Raw genomic sequence first — 21,537 nt, 5'->3', positions numbered from 1 at the left:
TCCTCAGTATCCTTAACGTCTTTGTGGTTCGTAACTTTTAACAACTCTGCCAGCACCTCGCAGTTGCTGATAATATGACCGACTTACCACATCTCCCTGTTCCGAGAGGATGTCAATTCCAATACCGTTACGTCCTTGTGCTTTGCCTGAACTATGAATATAACTACCATCTCCCAAATACAACCCTACATGAGTAGCTTTTTGGGGAGTTCCAAAAAATACCAAATCTCCTGGTGCTAATTCGTCAATAGTAATTGCTTGAGTAAAAGCTTCTTGCTGATAAGCATCTCTAGGTAGCCAAATTCCCACCGAAACAAACGCCGCCTGCATTAAACCAGAACAGTCATAATTCGGCCCGACTGTACCGCCCCAAAGATAATAATTTGACTGCTGCATAGCTTTATGAGTAAAAGCAATCACTTCTGGTAGCAGTTTCTTAATTTCCGATTCCGAAAATGATTTAGCCTGATAAAGTACAGTAGCAGGTTTTAATAAATTTAAGTCACTAAGAGATAGCCAACCTGGGTAATCGTCCTCACATAAATACACCTCAACTGCTGAAGCTTGCTGATTTGATGTTACCTGTAAATGTCGCCCGAAGGTCGCCTGAGTTGCCAAGCTGGTACATTCAGGGGAATCATATAAGTTCAAATCAGCTAAAGATTCGTATTCTGCCAATTGGGGATTTTGGATTTGTGATTCTATATTAGAGAGCATCTGCAATGGTTTTTTTTCAAAAAGACAAACAATTAGAAAATCTTGGTCATAGCTTTTTAGAAGCCACTTGGACAGCTTTTCCCACCTTAGACCGTAACCAAATTGCCTTAACTTGGGTAGTTTACGATCCGCCAGTACCGGTAAATACTGGTGGGGCGTTAACTCCTAATGCTTTTTGGAACCATTCGGTCAGGGGTTTTAATTATCGTGGTGAGGAACGAATTTATCCGGCGAGTGTAGTTAAGCTGTTTTACTTGGTAGCCGCTAACGAATGGTTAGAGAAAGGTATGACTCAACCTTCAAAAGAGTTAGAGCGGGCTTTGCGCGATATGATTGTTGATTCTAGCAATGATGCTACCAGCTTAGTTGTAGATATTTTGACTGGTACGACTTCAGGACCAGAATTACCATTAGGCCCTTATGATACTTGGAAAAATCAACGTAATATTATTAACCGCTACTACCAGTCTTTAGGTTGGGAGGAGATGGAGACAATAAACGCTTGTCAAAAAACCTGGGGTGATGGCCCTTATGGACGAGAAAGAGCGTTTTATGGCGAGATGTTTGAAAATCGGAATATGTTAACCACAAATGCGATCGCCCGTTTACTTCATAGTATCGTGGGTGGGGTAGCGGTTTCGAGTGAGCGATCGCAAGCAATGATGGCTTTACTCAAACGCAGCCTCAACCCCGACGAGTTACCCCAAGATGTAGAAGAAGACCAAGTGACAGGTTTTTTAGGCGGCGGTTTACCCCAAGACGCACAAATTTGGTCAAAAGCTGGTTGGACAAGCCAAGTCCGTCATGATGCAGCCTATATCGAAATCCCAGACCAGCGTCCTTACTTATTAGTAGTTTTTACAGAAGGTAAAGCCCAAGCCAAGAGTCGAGACATCTTACCCTATGTTTCTAAGTTAATCGCTCAAGCGGTTAGTCAGTTGACAGTTGACAGTTGACAGCGTTGCACTGAGCTTGCCGTACCACTGGAAGCAAGCTACGCGGAGCGTCCTGTAGGGAAGGAGAACCACATCAGCTCGCCCCTACTGTATTTTTTGATAAATTTGGAAAACCTTATTTGCTTCGGACTCCTAGCCCATCTCAACTACAACTTGGGGAGAATTTCCGGTAACAAATGACCAGGAACCTTAGATAAAGCCAAATTCTGCCCTTGAATACCCAATTCATTATGAAAAGCACGAATTGTTTTCACAACGTAAGCAAAGGTTGCTTGATAAGCCTCTGGTTGTTTACTCAAACCATTTAAGGCTTGCAAATGATTATCCAATGCAGCTTCTAGATGGTGCGATCGCTTGTTTTTATCTCCAGTAAAAGAATGATCAGTTACTAACTGATAATGGGCTAAACCTAAATTATTGTGTGTAGCAAATAAATCAAAGCTTAAAGATACATTACCTAATGAATGAGCTAGGGCGATCGCTTCTTCATAAGCAGTTATACATAAATTTAATAATTTTTCCCGCACTTCTTTGGTCGTTTGCGGTAAATTTGCTAAATGCCAGTAAGCTGTACCTAAATTATTTTGTGTCGCAGCACAAGCACTCGGAACCACCGCAGCCGTGCGATATTTCAAAGCTTCACTGTAAACCTCAATCGCTAACTGAAGATTTTCCCCTGGTTGTTCGTACTGTGCCAAATTCCAGTAGGCAGTACCGACATTATTTTGAATCATCCCATATTTCAGGGGTTCATCTTGGGGATTGTAATGAGCTAGTGCTTGTTTGTAGGCGGCGATCGCTTTCTTCAAATGCACTACTGGTTGATTATACTGAGCTAAATGCCAGTAGGCAGTACCAATATTATTTTGACAAGCAGCATACTTTAAGGGGTCTGATTCCACAGTCCGGTGGCGTAAAGCTTCGCTATAAGCAACAACAGCTCGCTGCCAATTCTCCGCCGGACTCTCAAACCGCGCCAAGTCTCCGTAAGCAGTTCCTAAATTATTTTGCACCCGTGCGTAAGTATCAGGGTGTGTCTCAGGGGAAATCATTTTTAAAGCTAACTCATAAAATTCTATCCCCTGCTCAATATAAGTTTGCCCCTCCTCTACATTGGGTGGTGTGCGATACAACATCCAATAGAGAGTACCTAAATCATTTAATATATCCGGCAATTGCGGCGAATTTTCGTCATAGCTAATAGATTCTTGATAGGCAATAATTGCTACCATCAAATTTTCTAAGGTTGATTGTCCTTGCTCAATTCGCAGACGATACAAATTTCCTAACTGATGATAAGCAGCCGCCAATATTTCCCCAGAAGCCGATTGCGAATGCAATGCTTCAATCTCTAACAGTAATTCTTGGGGTTGCCAGTCACCCTCTACATCTGAAGATATGTTTGTATTAATTGTTGCCAGCACCAACTCCGTCAATTCCTGGCTGACATGAGATAAGGATAATAAAGCTTGAGGATTGGCTGTATTAAACCTAACAATATTATCTTGTGCTTTCTGCTGGGTTGTGTGTGATTCTGAGACTAACAGTGGAGTTTCCTCTTTTGGTTGAGAGTAATTCCCTGGTATTTCTGTTGATAAACCTAAGTCATCCCCAAAGTTTAATTCTGTAGTAGATGAGCTTCTAACCTCACCTTCCATACCTAAGTCGTCTAGTAAAGACTGCTCAAGATTTCCTAACTTCACGTTTCGAGAATTAGATAAACGTTCTGGATGACCTAAATTTTGTGTTGTTGGGGTAGGTTCTCCCGCAAATACAAACACACCAGTCCGCCAACGCCAAAACTGTGGTGCTGACTGCTGAATAGCCGATAACCAAGGACGAGACACCCATAACAATACACTAGATTCGAGAAATCGACTCGATTCTTGAGCGGCAAATAATTGTTCGCTTAAGCGTAAGTAGTGAAGAAATAAACGTTGACTAGCTACAGTTTGTTTTGTAAGTTGTTCTACACCGACAATTTGAAAAGTGGGAATTGGTAAGGGTCTTCCTGGGGTATCCTTAGAAGCACCAACAATTGGCGGTGGATAATTAGTCAACCACTGATTAATTTGAGCAATAGGATCTGGTTCATTTAAGTTCAGGCGCAAAGTAACAAGCCTGGGATAAGCCGATGTACTTGCTTCTTGTCCATGTGATGGCTGATACAACACTTGTCCTACAGGATACGCCAAAGTAGAATGCAACCGGGCTGCGACTTGATTGCGTAGGTGTAAATCATCACAAACAGCTAAAAAAATTTGTCTTCGTAAACCAAGACTGAGGGCAAGTTTTAGACGGTGATATACTTGCCTATTCCAAACAGAATTTTCAGGATTTCCAGTGTCATTGACGCTCATGGTGATAGGAGAGGTAGGGAAGATGAGGGAGATGAGGGAGATGAGGGAGATGAGGAAGATGTAGCTTTGTTCCCTATCGTTCTCTGTGCTACGCAACACTACCGCGAACAGGACGTTACGGGAAGATGTAAACTACCAACAGGATTTGCCTGTAAGGAATGAGGGAAGGCGTACCTTAAGCTTCTTAAATTACAGAAGGCAGAAAGCAGTAATAATTATTCTCTCCCTTGTCTCCCCCTACTCTCTCATCTTCCCTATCTCCTCCACTTCCTCATCTCCCTCAATTGTGTAAGTTTTAACTATAATCAGAGGTTTAAGACTCTGCTCAGGATAAATTTAGAACTTTTACACTTATATTAAATAAGTATATTTACATAAATATATTTTTATTATCAAATAAAAACAGGTTCTTAAAAAATAGAACCTGAAGTAATATTAATTAAATTTTTCAAGGTTTATCCTTAACTGACATTAGAAACAGAGAAGGCGACAAAAATTAAACCGCCAACCAAAATCGTGGCGGCGACTCCTAAAATTACGTAAGTACGCTTTTGTCCGGTTGTGGGAGGTTCAGCTTGGTAAACCTTTGGCTCCCTAGCAAAGTTGTTTAGAAGTCCGCCTTCTTCGTTTGTATAGGGCATGAATTATTTCCTTGCTCTGATTCTTTTATCTCATCTTATAAAAAGATATATCTTGTACTCATATCATTGGATACAAATCGTTACATTTAGTCATTAGGCATTAGTCATTAGTCAACAGTCAACAGTTCAGAGAGTTTTGGACTATGGACTATTGACTATGGACTAACTAATCGTTCCTGTTAGGGGTGAACTGGCGCTGGCATTGGTTCTGATGGGCATTCTGCCGGCGAGGTAGGCTAGACGACCAGCGACGGTGGCTAAGTTCATGGCTTGAGCCATAGCGGCTGGATTTTGGGCTAGAGCGATCGCACTATTAATTAACAAGGCATCTGCCCCTAATTCCATTGCCTGAGAGGCTTCTGAAGGCGCACCAATACCAGCATCTACTACTACTGGGATTTTGGCATTTTCGATAATGATTTGAATATTGGCAGTAGTTTTTAAACCCTGTCCTGAACCGATGGGTGATGCTAATGGCATGACTGTGGCACAGCCTACATCTTCTAGGCGTTTGGCTAACATGGGGTCAGCGTTGATATAGGGTAATACGGCGAAACCTTCTTTTACCAGTTGTTCGGCAGCTTGTAACGTGCCGATGGGGTCGGGAAGTAAATATTTCGGGTCTGGTATAACCTCTAACTTGACAAAATTATTATCTTCTTGACCCAATAACTTGGCCATTTCCCTACCCAAACGGGCAACCCGCACTGCTTCTTCTGCTGTTTGACAGCCGGCTGTATTAGGTAACATCCAGATTTTTGACCAGTCTAAAGCTTCGGCTAAACCTTCATGTCCTGGGGCTTTGGTTTGGACTCGCCGCACCGCTACAGTCACGATTTGGCAACCACTAGCAACAACACTTTGCTGCATTTCCTCAATGCTGCGGTATTTGCCTGTGCCAGTCATCAAGCGGGATTGAAAAGATTTGCCGGCGATGATTAGGGGGGAGTCAAGATTGGGGAGTGGTGTTTCAACAAGCGGTAATCGAGCGGAGTCGAGATTCACCAACCGGGAGTGGGGAGTGGGGAGTGGGGAGTGGGTAAGCATGGGGGGGGTGGTAGATGGCGGTTTCTGGAACCGTGAGTAGTGGAAGTGAGATAGTAGGGGGTCGGATTTTTGTTCCCAGATTAAATCGGCTATGAGTGTGGCTGTTACTGGTGTGAGTAAGATGCCATTGCGATAATGACCAGTGGCTAAGGTTAAGTTAGGACAGTGGCTAGTTCCTAATATGGGTAGTTCGTCTGGGGTAGCGGGGCGGAATCCCCACCAGAACTCTTGAATGGGATAGTTTTGTAATTGAGGATAGAGACGGATTGCGCCTTGAAGTAAGCTTTGGATGCCTGCGGGGGTGTTATGGGGAGTAAAGCCCACATCCTCACTAGTCGCCCCAACAATAATAGAACGGTCTTTCCTGGGTACGATGTATATATTTTCGCCAAATAAAACTCGCTTTAAGGGCAATTCCGGCACATAATCCGGCACTCTCACACGTAACATCTGCCCTTTGCGTGGACTTACGGGTATAGGTAATAATTCATTTGCCCAAGCACCTGTGGCTAAAACATAGTGTTCAGCCCGGATAATGCCGATGTTGGTTTGTACGCCTAAAACTTGTCCTTGCTGCTGTAATAAGCCTTCTACTGTAATGCCGTCTTTGAGTTCAACACCAAGGGTTTCTGCCGCAGCCCACAGCACACGCACCAGCGTTTGGTTATTCACTTGGGCATCCTCTGGATACCACCAACCACCAACTACTTCTGCACCTAATCCTGGCTGGTATTGATGGATAGACGTTTTGTCTAGCCAGTAGGAGGGAGATGAGGGAGATGAGGGAGATGAGGGAGATGAGGGAGATGAGGGAGAATTATTGCTACTTTTAACTCCATACACTGGTGCAAGAATGCCGCAAGGCCAGTAGCCAGCATTTAAGCCTGTCAAATCTTCTAGTTTACGTGTCCATTCTGGATATAAAGAGCGCGATCGCCAGCATAGCGACTTCATTGCCGGATCTGTGATTTGTTCAGCATCCGGCGCTAACATCCCGGCTGCGGCACTAGAAGCAGCCGCTTGGAAGTCACGACAAAGAACGGTGACTTCTGCCCCGCGCAATTTCAATTCAACGGCGATCGCTAATCCAATAGCTCCGCCACCAATAATTACAATGTCCCTAGTCATTAGTCATTAGTCATTGGTATTTAATATTAGCTATTTACCATTAGTACACAACTAATAACTCATAACTTGTAACTAACGACTAGTACAAGTGGGAATCAATTCAAAATTCAAAATTAAGAATTTTCCCAAAATTAGCACCAAGCACCTATGACTCAGCGCGTGCTAAACGCGCCGCTACCGCTAACATGACTCAGCACTCAGCACTGCCTTACCACAAAGCCCGAATTGGCTCTTTTGCGTCATTTGTGTCGCTTGATGAATTATCGGTAGATTGAACTTCTGTAGTATTTGATTCTGATGTATTATTCCCAGATGATTCAGTAGAGTTGTTATTTTGCGCCACACTAGTTCTGTCAGTGTTAGCTGTACGCTCTTGCTGATTACTGTTACCTCGTTGTTCGGTAGTGCTTTCTTCACTATTTCTCTCTTCGTTATTAGTAGAGAGATTCTCTTGAGGTACACTACGTCTGTTTTCCTCGGACGTAGCATTGTTGCGATTACGATTTGTGGTGGAGCTATTAACATTAATGTTAGCTGGGAGTACCTTAGACGCTTTGCCGCTAGGAGTGGTATTACTAGTTGAAGTAGTATTACTAGCGGTTTGTTGCTGGCCGCCCATAGGAAAATTAATGCCTAGCAAAGTTCCCATAAGAATTGCCAAGCCTCCAGCCATAAGAATTAACGGTGTCCATCTACCCATTTTGATTTTCTCCTTGTTAACCTAACCTTCTGGTTGCCACACTACCTGAGAACCTTGACCCCAAAATCCATCAAATTTTGTCACCTTCACATCACCCAATACTTGAGTTTGACAAGCTAAACGCAAGTCTTTTGTAGGAGAATGAGGAGGAAGCGAACGCCGCGTTTGATCTCGCCAATTCGCTACAGACACTTCACCCTCTATCTTGACAGCACAAGTACCACAACTGCCAATACCCCGACAGTTTATTACCTTAGCACCGCCATTGTAGAGGTCGATACCACTTTTTAGCAGAACTTTGCGTAAATTTTCTCCGTTTTTACACTCGATTGTCTGACCCTGAGCTAATACCTTAGGCATATTTTAATCAGCAAATTGGCTTTTTGTTGTATCTTGGCACATTGCCTTTAAAGTTGTCTCCAAAGTTTTAGTCCTATGACCAAAAATCCCTCACCCCACATTTGGCTTTATGACACCACACTACGGGATGGCACTCAGCGCGAAGGGCTATCAATTTCCATAGAAGACAAGCTACGCATTGCTCACAGACTCGATCAATTAGGGATTCCGTTTATTGAAGGTGGATGGCCGGGAGCCAACCCAAAGGATGTTCAATTTTTCTGGCAACTTCAGGAAGATCCGCTCAAACAAGCAGAAATTGTTGCATTTTGTTCAACTCGCCGCCCCAATACCCATGCTGCCGATGAACCAATGTTACAAGATATCCTCACTGCGGGTTCTCGCTGGGTAACGATTTTCGGCAAATCTTGGGATTTACATGTCACAACGGGCTTAAAAACAACTTTAGAAGAAAATTTAGCGATGATCCGCGAGACTATCGAGTTTTTTCGCTCACAAGGGCGGCGCGTGATCTACGATGCCGAACACTGGTTTGATGGCTATAAGCACAATCGAGACTATGCTATGGAGACTCTGAAAACAGCAATGTTAGCAGGTGCAGAATGGCTAGTTTTGTGTGATACCAATGGCGGTACTTTGCCTCATGAAGTCAGTCAAGTTGTGCAAGATGTTGTAGCGGGGAGTAAGAAATGGGCAGTAGGAAGTAGGGAAGATTTGAGCCAATTACCAATTACCAATTACCAATTACCAATTCCCCAAATTGGTATTCATACTCATAATGATTCGGATATGGCAGTTGCCAATGCCGTGGCAGCAGTAATGGCAGGAGCGACGATGGTACAAGGTACTATCAATGGTTATGGCGAACGTTGTGGCAATGCTAATTTATGTTCATTAATTCCTAATTTACAGTTGAAGTTAGGTTATAGCTGTATCGCAGAACACCAGTTAACGCAACTTGCCGAGGCTAGTCGTTTTGTGAGTGAAGTCGTTAACCTCGCTCCTGATGAACACGCCCCTTTTGTAGGGCGTTCGGCTTTTGCACATAAAGGTGGTATTCATGTTTCTGCCGTGGAACGGAATCCTCTGACATACGAACACATTCAGCCGGAACAAGTGGGCAACCATCGCCGGATTGTCATTTCTGAGCAGTCGGGTATTAGTAATGTATTAGCCAAAGCCCGGACTTTTGGCATTGAACTCGATAAACAGACACCAGAAGCAAAGCAAATTCTTCAGCGCCTCAAGGAATTGGAAAGTGAAGGGTATCAATTTGAGGCAGCCGAGGCAAGTTTTGCTTTGTTAATGTATGAAGCTTTGGGCGGAAGACAGGAGTTTTTTGAAGTGAAGGGCTTCCAAGTTCACTGTGATTTAGTGGAGGGCAAGGAAACGACGAATGCCTTGGCGACTGTAAAGGTGGCTGTTAACGGTAAGAATATTTTGGAAGCCGCAGAAGGAAATGGCCCTGTGGCTGCCTTGGATGCAGCCTTACGCAAGGCTTTAGTCAACTTCTATCCCCAAATAGCCACCTTTGAGTTAACAGACTACAAAGTGCGTATTCTGGATGGACACACAGGCACGTCTGCAAAAACTCGTGCTTTGGTGGAATCAGGTAATGGTCATCAACGCTGGACAACTGTAGGCGTTTCACCAAATATCTTGGCAGCTTCTTATCAAGCAGTTGTTGAGGGGTTGGAATATGGTTTGTTATTACACGCTCAAGCTGAGGCGGCAGTGAAGGGGTGAGGGAGTGGGGAGTGGGGAGTGGGGGGAGATGAGGGAGAGAGGGAAGCAGGGGAGCAGGGGAGCAGGGGAGAATAACTAATGACAACTGTCAACTGTCAACACTTGGGCAAGCTCAGTGCAATGCTGTCAACTGTCAACTGCCCTCATGTAAAACTCTCCCATGCTTGAGTGACTACTTTACTTAGCCAACGGCGTTGTTGTTGGTCTAATAAGGGGTCGTCTGCTAGTAGCTGGGCTGTTAACTCATCTAAGGATTGTCCTTGCGATCGCACTATTTTAATTACTCCAGCGATCGCCGAGGCTACTAATTCTTCATCTATAGGCTTTTGTTTTAAAGCAAAAATTTCTTGTGGGCTATCTGGAATGGGATAATTCATGGCGTAGGTTTATAAATTTATTAAATGAGTAAGAAAAATTGACAAAATTATTAAAAAGTCTTTACTGAATCTTTATAAAAACTGATAAGGCGGAGTATATCGCATTTATTGCCTTCGCATATCTGTCCTAGTGAGTAGATCGACGGAGATGTCAGCAAAACATGAAAGAAATTCTGTATTTAGAAGTGCCAATTACGGATATCGCTTCTGTACGCAGTTGGCTGCAAACAGAGTTTGATCCAGGAAATTGGGAAAAAATACTTACCCCCGATGGCTGTCGCCTGAAAATATCTAGTAAATATACAGTAAATGGGGCAAAAATTACCGAAAATCTACCGAAAGAATTTTCTATATTTGTGTGGTCAGTCCAAAGAACTACTTATTTAAAGGTTTTTCGTTGGGCAGAACAGCCATTACCACAAGAGAAGGAAGTATTACAAAACTTAACTAGACAAATTCGTCAGCGTTTTCCACATCACTACCCAGAACCGCCAGCTATTGATTTATCCCAGCAATCAATTTTTGCCGCCCTAGCTCCCTATTACCCTTTAACAGTTAAATATTTCCAAAAAATGCCTAATGGGGAATATGACCTCAACCGTGCCTACTGGTGGGAACAGCGATGGCGTGAGGGAGTACGAAATCCGCAACAGCCGCGTCAAGTAATATTTTCGCAAGGTGTAAGAGTGGAAGGGGTAGGGGGAGTAGGGGAAGAGAGAAAACACACCTCTCCCTCATCCTCCTCATCTCCCTCATCCTCCTCATCTCCCACCTATGACCTGATATACATCGGCGGCGCATTGGGGTCAATTCATGCGGCGGTGATGGCAAAGTTGGGGTATAAAGTGCTGCTGGTGGAGCGGTTGCCTTTTGGGCGGATGAACCGGGAATGGAATATTTCGCGGGATGAATTGCAAAGTTTGCTGAACTTGGGTTTGGTGACAGCAGCCGAGTTAGAAACGGTAATTGTCCGGGAATATAAGGACGGTTTTAATAAGTTTTTTGATGGGAATAACCCAGAGAAATTGCGATCGCCTGTTTTACATACGCCAACGGTGTTAAATATAGCTTTAGACTCAGAGAAATGGCTACAAATGTGTGGGCAGAAACTTCTGAGTGCTGGCGGGGAAATTTGGGATGAGACGGAATTTATTCGTGCCGATGTTGATGATACACAAGTTGTTGTTACTGTCAAGCATTTACCCACGCAACAGGAAAAACAAGTCAATGGACGGCTGTTAGTAGATGCGATGGGAACAGCCTCTCCTATTGCATGGCAATTAAATGGTGGTCGTGCTTTTGATAGTGTGTGTCCCACAGTGGGGGCAGTGGTAGACGGAGGTTTTGAGCCGGGAGTGTGGGATTCTCAATATGGAGATGTTCTATATAGTCATGGTGATATCTCGCGTGGGAGGCAGTTAATTTGGGAATTATTTCCTGGGGCGGGTGAAGAACTGACAATTTATTTGTTTCACTACCACGAAGTCAACGCCCAAAACCCAGGTTCCTTGTTAGAGATGTACGAAGACTTTTTCACAATTTTGCCAGAATATCGCCGTTGCGATATGGACAAGCTGGTGTGGAAAAAGCCAACCTTTGGGTATATTCCAGGGCATTTTAGTGTTAGTAGTAGCGATCGCACCATAGCTTTTGATAGATTAATTGCGATCGGTGATGCTGCATCACTACAATCACCCCTTGTATTTACTGGTTTCGGTTCCTTGGTGCGTAACTTAGAACGGCTAACAACCTTATTAGATGTAGCCCTTAAACATGATTTATTAAAGTTCAGTCACTTGAATTTAATTCGAGCCTATCAAAGCAATGTATCGATAACTTGGCTATTTTCTAAAGGAATGATGGTTCCCACAGGGAAATTTATCCCTCCCCAACGCATTAACTCAATGTTGAATACATTTTTTGGGTTACTTGCAGATGAACCTCCCGAAGTTGCCGATAATTTCATTAAAGATAGGTGTGACTGGTTCACCTTTAACCGCCTAGCACTTAAAGCCGCGAGGAAAAATCCTGCATTAGTGTGGTGGATTTGGGAACTAGCTGGTTCCAGAGATTTGGTAAGGTGGGTAGGCAATTATCTTAACTTCGGTCGTCACGCCTTAGTTAATGTTTTACTGAGTGCATGGTTTCCACGCTTACTAATACAAATAAAACCTTGGCTAGAAACACACAACCCCGCCTTATGGTTACGGTTATTAGCTATTAACTACGCTATCACCACAGGCAGACCGCGATCGCGCCAGCAGTATGCCGAACTTAATTCCCAAGCAGTAATTCATAACCCAGAAGGGGCAAGGGGGTAGGCAGGAGACAGTTGACAATTGACAATTGACAGTTAATGGTTGTTTTTTCTCCTCTGCTCCCCCTGCTTCCACCACTCCCCACTCCCCACTCCCTACTCCCAAAATAGAAGAATGACCCAAGCTGTTGATCAAGTCGATTACAATACTCTCGATGCTGCCAAGCGTCGCTTTATTGAGGCGGCAAAACGTACATTACAATTCGCCCCTGCTTACGGGGGTGTCCCGGCTGCTGGGCTTGGGGGAAGTGCTAATGCCTTTAGTTTTAATCTTGCCCCTTACCTACATACGGGAAACCCTGAGCTTTTTGTTAGCCTTGTTCCTGAAGGACTTGGTACTGCTGATGATGCCCGTCCTGATGACCTTACCGAAGAAGAACTGCGGCGGTTTTGGTGGAACATCGGTATCAAAATTCTCTCTTGTTTGACAAACGATGCTGCATCTTCGGGGATGCAAACTGTACTTTTAGGGTTGTATTTACCCTCAAGTACGCCAGAAACCGTATTTACCCCTGCCTTTCTTGATGGGTTTCTTGATGGCGTGGTTGAAGGATGTAGACGTATAGGCTGCGTTTACATTTCTGGAGAAACGCCACAACTCAAAACTAAAATGATTCCCGGAAGGCTAGATATTGCGGGTTCTGTATTTGGTGTCATGCCTCCTGGTGTGCCTCCTATTGATGGTACAAGGTTGGCTGAAGGTAATGCGATCGTTTTGGTAGAAAGTACCGGACTGCATGAAAACGGCTTTACCCCCGTGCGGAAATTAGCCGAGTCCCTACCTGACGGCTACAGAACAAAGCTACCCAGTGGACAGGAGTTATGGGAAGCGATGAATGCTGCCTCGCACCTGTACACGCCCCTTGTGCAAGCAGTATTGCGTGAGGGTATCCGTCCCACGGCGATGGAAAATATTACTGGTCATGGATGGCAGAAATTGATGCGGTCTGCTAAACCATTACGGTATGTAATTGAAAAATTGTTACCAGTTCCAGAAATCTTTCAGTTTGTGGAAAGCCATCTGGAAGGAGGGAAAGAAATGATGCTTTCTGTATTTAACTATGGTGCAGGGTTTGCATTTTATACAGAGACAGAGCAGGATGGTGAGAGGATTGTGCAGTTAGCCAAAGAACAGGGATTAACAGCTGCGATCGCTGGTAGAGTTGAAGCATCCCCCACCCGCGAAGTTGTGGTTGAACCATTTGGCATTACTTTCAAAGGCGAATCTTTTGGCATCGCCAAAGGAGCATAAATCATACATCTTGTGGGGTGGGCATCCTGCCCGCCCAAATATCAGGACGGGCAAGATGCCCATCCTACAAAAAAATTGAAATGAAATTAACCCTCTCTTACAAATAAGATGAGGGCCAATTACCAATTACCAATTAGCAGTTATTAATATCCTTCTTCTTCATATTCTGGCTGTCTTTCTTTGACTTTTTTAGGGATATTTACTGGTTGTGGTGGTGCATCATCCCAAGCATCACTTTCTATATCATCATCATAATCATCATAATCTTCGGTGTAAGGCTCGCTGTAGGATGGGGCGGGAGATTTTTGATATCTGTCTTTACCTGTGGCTTCGCTCCAGTTATCTTCCTCGTCTTCTTCGTATTGAATAGACTCGTATTGACGCGCTTTCATGACTTGACGCTGTGGTCTTTCTTCTTCGATGTAGTCCTCAGTCCATTCTTCCTCAGCTACGGGTTCGGGGGTGCGGACTTTGGGCTTGGGTGGTTGTAAGGGTACACCACTAGGTAGCTGATTTGAAGGTGCAACGGCGCGGGGTGCAGCATAATATTCTTCGTCTGCGTCCCGTTCCCAAGGTGCTTTACCAATACCTAGACGTTCTAGGACACCTACTGTTAACTGATTTACCCGTTCTTCGGCTCCTTCAAACACAATTAATCTGTTGGGGCCTGTGCTGACTACTTCTTCTATTGATATTTCGTAGGTGCTTAAAAACTGGTCGGGAATTTGGGGTAGTCCCAAGGAAGCGATGACTATGTTGGTGAGTTTACCTGTTTCCGCCTCAAATCTGAAGCCCCGGACTCTACCTAAAACTTCGCCTGTTTCGGTGATGACTTCCCAGTTCATCAGGTTACTGAGGGCTTCAACTTCTATGTCTTCGATAACATCTTCGTTATCAACTAGGATCACATCGCCGTATTGGTGGATGCTGCTAAGGTACATATAGCGGGGCAGACCAGAGATGGAGATCAGGCTGTCTCGCAAACCAAGAGCCACAACCTCTCTTTGATCAATGTCCACCCAGATTTGACTCACGATGCCTAACCGTTTGCCATTGTCGCGGGTGATCACCTGGGTATTTAATATGTCGGAACGTCTAATTATCTGTTCAGAGGTCATTCTATACGGAGTCCTGATCTCGAATCCGGTTTATCTATACACTATTATTAACAAAAACTCAAGCAGATGTATTTGAGGATGATAACTTAATTCCCAAAACTTGGGTATAAGCTCCTCGTGCTTGAGTAACGCCTATTGTGCGTTCGGCTGATTCTATCATCGGACGACGCAAACTAACAACTATGAATTGGGCTTGTTGTGCCTGTTGTTTAATCATTCTTGACAATCGTTCAACGTTTGAACCATCGAGGAACATATCTACTTCATCAAAGGCGTAAAAGGGTGAGGGGCGATAACGTTGTAAGGCGAAAATGAAGCTGAGGGCGGTGAGGGATTTTTCACCCCCAGACATGGAAGCGAGTCTTTGTACTGGTTTACCTTTGGGGTGGGCGACTAGATTTAAGCCACTATTAAAGGGATCTTCAGGATCATCTAATTGTAGGTAGCCGTCGCCGTCGGAAAGGGTGGCGAAGATTGATTGAAAGTTTTCGTTTACTGCGTCGAAGGCTTCTTTAAAGGCAATTTGCCGCAAGGTGGTAAAGTTTTCGATACGTAGGAGTAGTTCAGTGCGTTCTCCTTCTAGCGTCTGTAATTTTTCCGATAGTTCTTCTAAGCGCTTTTGCGTGCGTTCGTATTCTTCCAACGCCAGCATATTTACAGGTTCCATTGCCTGGAGACGTTTGGCAAGCGATCGCAATTCTTTCTGCAATTCTTCCAAGTCTACCTTGTCTGGTACTTCTGGTAAAGGATTTGGTAATTCCGGGATTAATTCTTGTAACTGGCTTTGTAAGGTGGTTAAATCTTCTCGGCGTTTGAGTTGAGATTCTTCTAACTTTTGAATTTCCCATTCTAATTGTTGCTGACGCAGGAGGTGCGATCGCACTTCTTGTTCAATAGCGTCGCGTTTTTGTTTCTCCTCACCCAGATGTTTTTCCAGTTCGGTTAATTTAGCGCGGGTTTGGGTAATTTGAGTGCTGAGTGCTGAGTGCTGAGTGCTGAGGGAAGATAGTTGATTTTGTTGGGTTTGTTGTTCTTGTTGATACTGAGTAATGCGTTGTTCGCCTTCTTGGATGCGTTCTAAGAGGCGTTGTTGTTGATTTTCCAGATTTTTTAGGCGTTGTTCGGCTTCTCTTAAGGCGGTTTCTCTTTGTTGGAGTTGTTGTTCTTGGATTTTAATTGTCGCCTGAATTTGTTGCCATTCGCTGGGTGTTTGGGAGGCTTCTAACTCAGTTAGGGTTTGGCGTAGTTGTTGTAATTGGCTTTCTTGTCCTGGTAATTCTTTATCTAAAATTTCTAGGCGTGACTGTGCTGTGGTAAATTTTTCGTTATTTTGACTCAGTTGCGATCGCGTCCCTTCTAACTGGGCTGTTAAACTTTTAATATCTTTCTGCAACTGTTCCAATTGTATCTGCTGTTCCCGCCTTGCTTGACGCGCTTCTGTCAGTTCTTGTGAGAGTTGTTTGGTTTTGATGGATAAATTAGCGATCGCATCACCACAACGGTCTAAAATCCTATCTATATCTGCTAAACGCTGCTTTAACGCAACTGCTTCTTCTGACTCTGCTGCTTCCGCATTGCCAAACCGCAATGAGGAACGCTGGTTACTACTACCCCCAGTCATCGCGCCACTGGTTTCTAGTAATTCCCCATCTAAAGTAACGATACGATATAAACCGAGATTTTTCCGCGCCGAGTCTAAGTTGGAAAATACTACAGTATTACCGAAGACATAATTAAAGATGTCTTTGTAACGGCGATCGCAATCTACCAAATTCACGGCATAGTTAACAAAGCCGTTTGCTAAACGCAATGTAGCATCTTGGGTAAATTTATGAGTCTGAATTTTATTTAAAGGTAAAAACGTCGCTCTCCCCGCACGTTTTTGTTTGAGCAGTTCAATTCCGGCGGCGGCGATACCATCATCTTCTACTACAATATGTCCCAGACGCGCCCCAGCCGCAATTTCTAACGCCAACTGAAAGCGGGGTTCTACCCTTCCCAAATGTACCACCAATCCGCACACCCCAGGCATTCCTGACTGGATAATTACCTTACTGGCTTGAGTTCCTTGTACCTCTTGCTGTGCTTGTGCTTGCGCGTCAATTTTATCTAGTTGACGTTGCTTGTCTCGTTGTTCTTGCAGCAGTCGCTTTTGGGTATCTTGCTGAATTTGTAATTCCTGTTCTGTAGCGGCGAGATTTTGCGCTAACTCTTGGATGGGTTCGCTAGAGGTATTAAATTGTATTTCTAACCCAGTACAATCAGCCTGCTTCTGTGTTAATTGTGGTTCTAGGTTAGCGATTAACTGCGTTTGCTCTGCTATTAACTGCTGTAACTGATTATTCCGTTCCCTTAACTGCGCTTGTTGGGTTCGTTGCGGTTCCAAGGTTTGCAGCACAGTTTCAATTTGACGGTTCAACGCCGTTTGCTGTTGTACCCATGCTTCCGAGGCTGAGGCGATTTCGGCGGCGGCTTCGCGGGACTTTTCCAAAGCTTGTTGTGTTTCATCCCGTTGCTGCTGACAATATACAATAGATTGCCGCTCCAAATCCTGGGCTTGGGCAATTTCCCCTAAACCCTGCTGATGCTTTTGGATATCTTCCCCAGTTTGCGCCAACCGCCTAGCCGTTTCTTGAAAAGCCGCCTCTAACTCGCTTTGCTGACGTTGTAACTGCTTCCGTTCTGCTTCCTGCGTCGCCAAGTTAGACTGTACTGCTAACAGTTCCTCCTCTCCCATCGCTTTCACATGGGCGTTGAGTTGTTCCAGTTGGGCAGTTTTCTCGGCAATTTCTGTATTTAAGCTGGTAAGCTGGGTAGTCAGTTCCGCATAATTGCGATCGCCTGCTTGAATTTGGGTGGCTAACTTCTCTTGCTGTGCTTGCAGAGAACGCCAAGATAAAACCGCTTCCCAAGATTGCTTTTCTATATATTCTGTACGTAACTTTTGATACTTTTCCGCCTTCGCCCGGTCTTGCGAGAGGCGATCGCGTTGTAAAGTTAACTCAGTCTCAATAATCCGACAACTATCTTCCTTTTCCTTTACCTCATCCAGCGTTCCCTTAGCCTGATGAATCTTCCGATCAAACGCCGCCACTCCCGCCAACTCATCAATAATTTCCCTGCGTTCCTTCCCCTTCATGGAGATAATACTGGTGACATCCCCTTGCAGTACCACGTTATAACCTTCAGGATATATCCGCAGCCTCTCCAACTCCTCATGCAGTTCCGTCTGCGTCGCGGAAATCCCATTGATATAGTAATTCGATGTATAACTACCTTGATGCGTCACCCGCAGTTTCCGCGTCACACTCCATTCTGTAGCCTTGTGTCCATTCCCATTTACCGATGGTGCTTCATGCTGGGGTAATTCTTCACTACCATTGACAACTGATAACTGATCATTAACATCTATGAGATCAGATAAATCAAACGTCACAGTTACACTAGCTTCCACCGCCGAACGACTTTTAGCCGTTTGAGTATTATTAACCAAATCGGGCAAGCGATCAGCCCGCATCCCCTTAGAACTAGCTAGTCCCAAACAAAACAGCAGCGCATCCAAAATATTTGACTTACCCGAACCATTAGGCCCAGATATGACAGTGAACCCCGGCAATAATGGGACTGCTGTAGTACCGCCGAAGGATTTGAAATTAGTAAGTTCTACGCGCTTGATATGCACCATGCAGTGCTAGTTCACTAAGTTAATGAAGAACAAGTGTATCAATTTATCAAAATTTAGCAACAGGTTAGCACGAATATTTTCTAAATGCCTTATACCCAGCCCCAGAGAATCCTCCTCTGCGCCCCTTCGCGTTTAAGAATCAATCTTTATAAATTATAGGAAAAGCATTAATTCTTATCTTTAACTATATAAAAAAAGTAATTTACAACGATGGCTAAACAGGCTTTATCACTACGTATATGTGGTTTATAGGGTTGCCACAAGATAATTTTGTCACAACTAAAAAAACTATGTAGCTTATATTACTCAATATCTGTATTTACGATAACTTTAACCAATTTTTTATATGTTCAAGATAAACAGAAATAATTGTGACATTTTTGATACAAATTTGTTAAGAATAGTTACAGTACCCGTAACACTAGGAAATAATTCTTATGGTTGAAGCACTTGAGAACAACTCACCCCACAAGGTCGTGATTATCGGCGGCGGTTTTGGTGGATTGTATGCAGCAAAGTCATTGGCTAAAGCTAAAGTAGATGTGACTCTGATTGATAAACGGAACTTTCACCTATTCCAGCCGCTACTTTATCAAGTTGCTACAGGTACTCTTTCACCATCTGATATTTCCTCACCTCTACGCGCAGTATTGAGTAAGAGTAAGAATACAAAAGTTTTGCTGGGAGAAGTCAGCGATATTGACTCAACAGCACAACAAGTGGTACTAGGTGATGAAAAAATACCCTACGATACTTTAATTGTAGCCACAGGTGCAAAGCACTCCTACTTTGGTAAAGATAACTGGGAAGAATTTGCGCCTGGGTTGAAAACTGTAGAAGATGCAATTGAAATGCGTCGCCGCATCTTTATGGCGTTTGAAGCAGCCGAGAAGGAAACAGACCCCGAAAAGCGCCGTGCTTGGTTAACTTTTGTAATTGTCGGTGGCGGCCCTACTGGGGTAGAATTAGCAGGTGCGATCGCTGAATTAGCTTACAAAACCCTCAAAGAAGACTTCCGCAACATTGACACCACAGAAGCGCAAGTCATCCTCCTCGAAGGTTTAGATCGAGTCCTCCCTCCCTTTGCGCCAGAATTATCACAGGAAGCCGAAGCATCCTTGAAACAGTTGGGTGTGAAAGTACAGACAAAAACGATGGTAACGAATATTGAGAATGACATCGTTACTATCAAACAAGGCGATGATGTGACAGAAATTGGCTCAAAGACTGTATTATGGGCAGCAGGTGTCAAAGCATCGGCAATGGGCAAAGTCTTAGCTGAGAAAACTGGGGTAGAATGCGATCGCGCCGGACGAGTTATCGTAGAAGCAGACTTGAGTATTAAGGGACATAACAATATTTTCGTTGTGGGAGATTTAGCTAACTTCTCTCACCAAAACGGTAAACCCCTTCCCGGTGTCGCACCAGTCGCCAAACAAGAAGGCGAATACGTCGCCAAATTGGTGCAGAAACGCCTACAAGGTCAAACTCTGCCTGCATTTAAGTATAACGATTACGGTAGTCTAGCTATGATTGGGCAAAACTCAGCCGTTGTAGACTTAGGTTTTATGAAGTTGACAGGCTTCTTTGCTTGGTTGTTCTGGCTATTAATTCACATCTACTTCTTAATCGAGTTCAATAATAAGTTAGTAGTCATGATTCAGTGGGCATGGAATTATGTTACTCGTAATCGTGGCGCTAGATTGATTACAGGTAGAGAAGTGCCGCCAACAGTTAAAACTGTTAACAATAACAGTCATTACCAGCCGACAGAAAGCAGGCTACCAGTCAATGTTTAGGGAACCGAAAACGATTAATCGTATTACGGGGATGGTAATGGATAATAGGTAATAGGTAATAGGTAATAGGAGAAAACAATTACCTATTTGTTGTTACGCAAAGTCTGATCAGAGATTTTCTCTGATCAGAAATTTGTCAGAAAACCAATTAGCAACTAAACAAACCATATCGTAAGTAATTATTTTTTTAATTACGAATTACGAATTACGAATTAACACAGTCTTTTCTGCTTGATTAACACTAATCTTACCTAACCCAAACTTTTCAATAACTGCGGCATTAGTTGTTAAATGTGTACTCACTTCAGACACTTTATAATGACTTTCCCCTGAAGCTAAAACCGCAGGTAATAATAATTGATCTGCTAAGTGTTCATCAACTGGTGCGCCAGTTTGGTGAAATTGTAAGAGTTGTTCGCAAGCAATCTCTGCAACCTTTTCCGAGGATAAGCGCAAACGTCCAAAGCCACCAAATCCCGTCAAACTATTACGATACTCAGCAGTTAAAAAAATCCCTGCACCTGGGGCTACACCTTTCTCTCGTAGTGCTTGCACATATACTCTTAACCCGGCTGTACGTAGTAAATTCTCGGCGCGGCTGGCCATGCGTTGGGGAATATGGACAGGTAATTCTGTCGCCACTGCTAGTCCTCGCACCCGCTTTAACTCTCCTCTCTCCAATAAGTTAATTCCGGTGAGTTTGCAGCCTCCCTTCACCTGCAAATTTACTTCCCCTCCGCCTCTGGGATACCATCCCCAAGCCCCTAATTTGACTTGGGCGGCGATGCCCATGCGGCGTAACATTGGCAGATACACTTGCTCAATGTAGGTCATTGTCGGGCTAAAGATGACATGAGTTCCACCCCGTAGGGTAATTTCAGAATCACCCTCAGCTAAGGCTAAAGGTAAGAGAATTGTCTGCAAAACTAGGGTAATAGCCCCAGCCGAACCACCTTGCTGTGCTTCAGTAACATCAAAACTATAGGTTCCAGGCTGCACCACACCACCAGGAATAAATTCCAGCATCGTAGAACCCAACGCATCACCCTGCAATTGTCCATGACAAATTGCCGCCGCCGCGCGCACTGCTGTTAAGTGTTGCGCGGCTAACCCCGGCTTTTTGCGACCAGCGCGTATTCCTGTAATGCGTATGGGTTCACCAGTGATGGCGGCTAAACTAAGGGATGTACGAAGAACTTGTCCTCCTCCCTCGCCGTAGGAACCGTCAATTTCAATTGTCATTAGTCATTAGTCATTGGTCATTAGTCATTAGTCATCAGTCATTAGTCATCAGTCATTAGTCCATAGTCAACAGTCAACAGTCAACAGTCAAC

15 protein-coding genes are annotated in these 21,537 nt (G+C 44.1%); 5 read left to right on the top strand and 10 right to left on the bottom strand.

Features of this window, described 5'->3' with window-relative positions; translation table 11 throughout:
• Positions 1-12: 12 nt before the first annotated feature.
• Positions 13-717 carry a C40 family peptidase gene (locus NSMS1_RS14060; protein ID WP_224094345.1) on the bottom strand — a complete coding sequence of 235 codons (705 nt, stop codon included), beginning with the start codon at positions 715-717 and terminating at the stop codon, positions 13-15.
• A gap of 5 nt (positions 718-722) precedes the next feature.
• Between NSMS1_RS14060 and NSMS1_RS14055 the strand changes: the two genes are divergently transcribed.
• Positions 723-1,673: a serine hydrolase gene (locus tag NSMS1_RS14055; protein WP_224094343.1), complete on the top strand. Its 951-nt coding sequence runs from the start codon at positions 723-725 to the stop codon at positions 1,671-1,673.
• Positions 1,674-1,819: 146 nt separating this feature from the next.
• Here NSMS1_RS14055 and NSMS1_RS14050 read toward each other — a convergent pair whose 3' ends face one another.
• The 5 genes from NSMS1_RS14050 to NSMS1_RS14030 form a co-directional block, all read right to left on the bottom strand.
• Entirely contained in the window at positions 1,820-4,033 is a 2,214-nt protein-coding gene (locus NSMS1_RS14050) for a tetratricopeptide repeat protein (protein WP_224095232.1), read from the bottom strand.
• Positions 4,034-4,494: 461 nt separating this feature from the next.
• Positions 4,495-4,674 carry a photosystem II assembly protein Psb34 gene (gene psb34 / locus NSMS1_RS14045; protein ID WP_224094341.1) on the bottom strand — a complete coding sequence of 60 codons (180 nt, stop codon included), beginning with the start codon at positions 4,672-4,674 and terminating at the stop codon, positions 4,495-4,497.
• 162 nt (positions 4,675-4,836) lie between these two features.
• The gene (thiO, locus tag NSMS1_RS14040; RefSeq protein ID WP_224094340.1) at positions 4,837-6,849 is read right to left on the bottom strand and encodes a glycine oxidase ThiO; all 2,013 of its coding nucleotides are present in this window, start codon (positions 6,847-6,849) and stop codon (positions 4,837-4,839) included.
• 208 nt (positions 6,850-7,057) lie between these two features.
• Entirely contained in the window at positions 7,058-7,549 is a 492-nt protein-coding gene (locus NSMS1_RS14035) for a hypothetical protein (protein ID WP_224094338.1), read from the bottom strand.
• Positions 7,550-7,570: 21 nt separating this feature from the next.
• A complete protein-coding gene (locus NSMS1_RS14030; RefSeq protein ID WP_224094337.1) occupies positions 7,571-7,909 on the bottom strand; it encodes a 2Fe-2S iron-sulfur cluster-binding protein in 339 nt (112 codons plus the stop codon).
• Positions 7,910-7,984: 75 nt separating this feature from the next.
• Here NSMS1_RS14030 and cimA point away from each other — a divergent pair, with 75 nt between their 5' ends.
• Positions 7,985-9,655, top strand: a complete 1,671-nt coding sequence (gene cimA, locus NSMS1_RS14025) for a citramalate synthase (protein WP_224094335.1) — start codon at positions 7,985-7,987, stop codon at positions 9,653-9,655.
• Between the two features lie 143 nt (positions 9,656-9,798).
• On the opposite strand, the gene NSMS1_RS14020 is transcribed toward cimA, so the two are convergent.
• Positions 9,799-10,032, bottom strand: a complete 234-nt coding sequence (locus tag NSMS1_RS14020; RefSeq protein WP_224094333.1) for a hypothetical protein — start codon at positions 10,030-10,032, stop codon at positions 9,799-9,801.
• A gap of 161 nt (positions 10,033-10,193) precedes the next feature.
• On the opposite strand from NSMS1_RS14020, the gene NSMS1_RS14015 reads away from it, so the two are divergent.
• Both NSMS1_RS14015 and NSMS1_RS14010 read left to right on the top strand, forming a co-directional pair.
• Positions 10,194-12,353 carry a flavin-dependent dehydrogenase gene (locus NSMS1_RS14015; protein ID WP_224094331.1) on the top strand — a complete coding sequence of 720 codons (2,160 nt, stop codon included), beginning with the start codon at positions 10,194-10,196 and terminating at the stop codon, positions 12,351-12,353.
• Between the two features lie 111 nt (positions 12,354-12,464).
• On the top strand, positions 12,465-13,601 hold the full coding sequence (locus NSMS1_RS14010) for an AIR synthase related protein (RefSeq protein WP_224094330.1): 1,137 nt from the start codon (positions 12,465-12,467) through the stop codon (positions 13,599-13,601).
• A 143-nt stretch (positions 13,602-13,744) separates the two neighbouring features.
• Here the strand turns inward: NSMS1_RS14010 and NSMS1_RS14005 are convergent, their stop codons facing one another.
• The gene (locus NSMS1_RS14005; protein WP_224094328.1) at positions 13,745-14,719 is read right to left on the bottom strand and encodes a PRC-barrel domain-containing protein; all 975 of its coding nucleotides are present in this window, start codon (positions 14,717-14,719) and stop codon (positions 13,745-13,747) included.
• 58 nt (positions 14,720-14,777) lie between these two features.
• The gene (smc, locus tag NSMS1_RS14000) at positions 14,778-18,404 is read right to left on the bottom strand and encodes a chromosome segregation protein SMC (RefSeq protein WP_224094326.1); all 3,627 of its coding nucleotides are present in this window, start codon (positions 18,402-18,404) and stop codon (positions 14,778-14,780) included.
• A 437-nt stretch (positions 18,405-18,841) separates the two neighbouring features.
• Between smc and NSMS1_RS13995 the strand changes: the two genes are divergently transcribed.
• Positions 18,842-20,203, top strand: coding sequence for an NAD(P)/FAD-dependent oxidoreductase (locus NSMS1_RS13995; protein ID WP_224094317.1), 1,362 nt, complete (start codon positions 18,842-18,844; stop codon positions 20,201-20,203).
• A gap of 198 nt (positions 20,204-20,401) precedes the next feature.
• Here NSMS1_RS13995 and rtcA read toward each other — a convergent pair whose 3' ends face one another.
• Positions 20,402-21,445 carry an RNA 3'-terminal phosphate cyclase gene (gene rtcA, locus NSMS1_RS13990; RefSeq protein ID WP_224094315.1) on the bottom strand — a complete coding sequence of 348 codons (1,044 nt, stop codon included), beginning with the start codon at positions 21,443-21,445 and terminating at the stop codon, positions 20,402-20,404.
• Between the last annotated feature and the right edge of the window lie 92 nt (positions 21,446-21,537).

This window comes from Nostoc sp. MS1 (assembly GCF_019976755.1).
Lineage (GTDB): Bacteria > Cyanobacteriota > Cyanobacteriia > Cyanobacteriales > Nostocaceae > Trichormus.
Note: the sequence above shows the minus strand (reverse complement) of the source record. Positions and strands in the feature narration are given on the sequence as shown.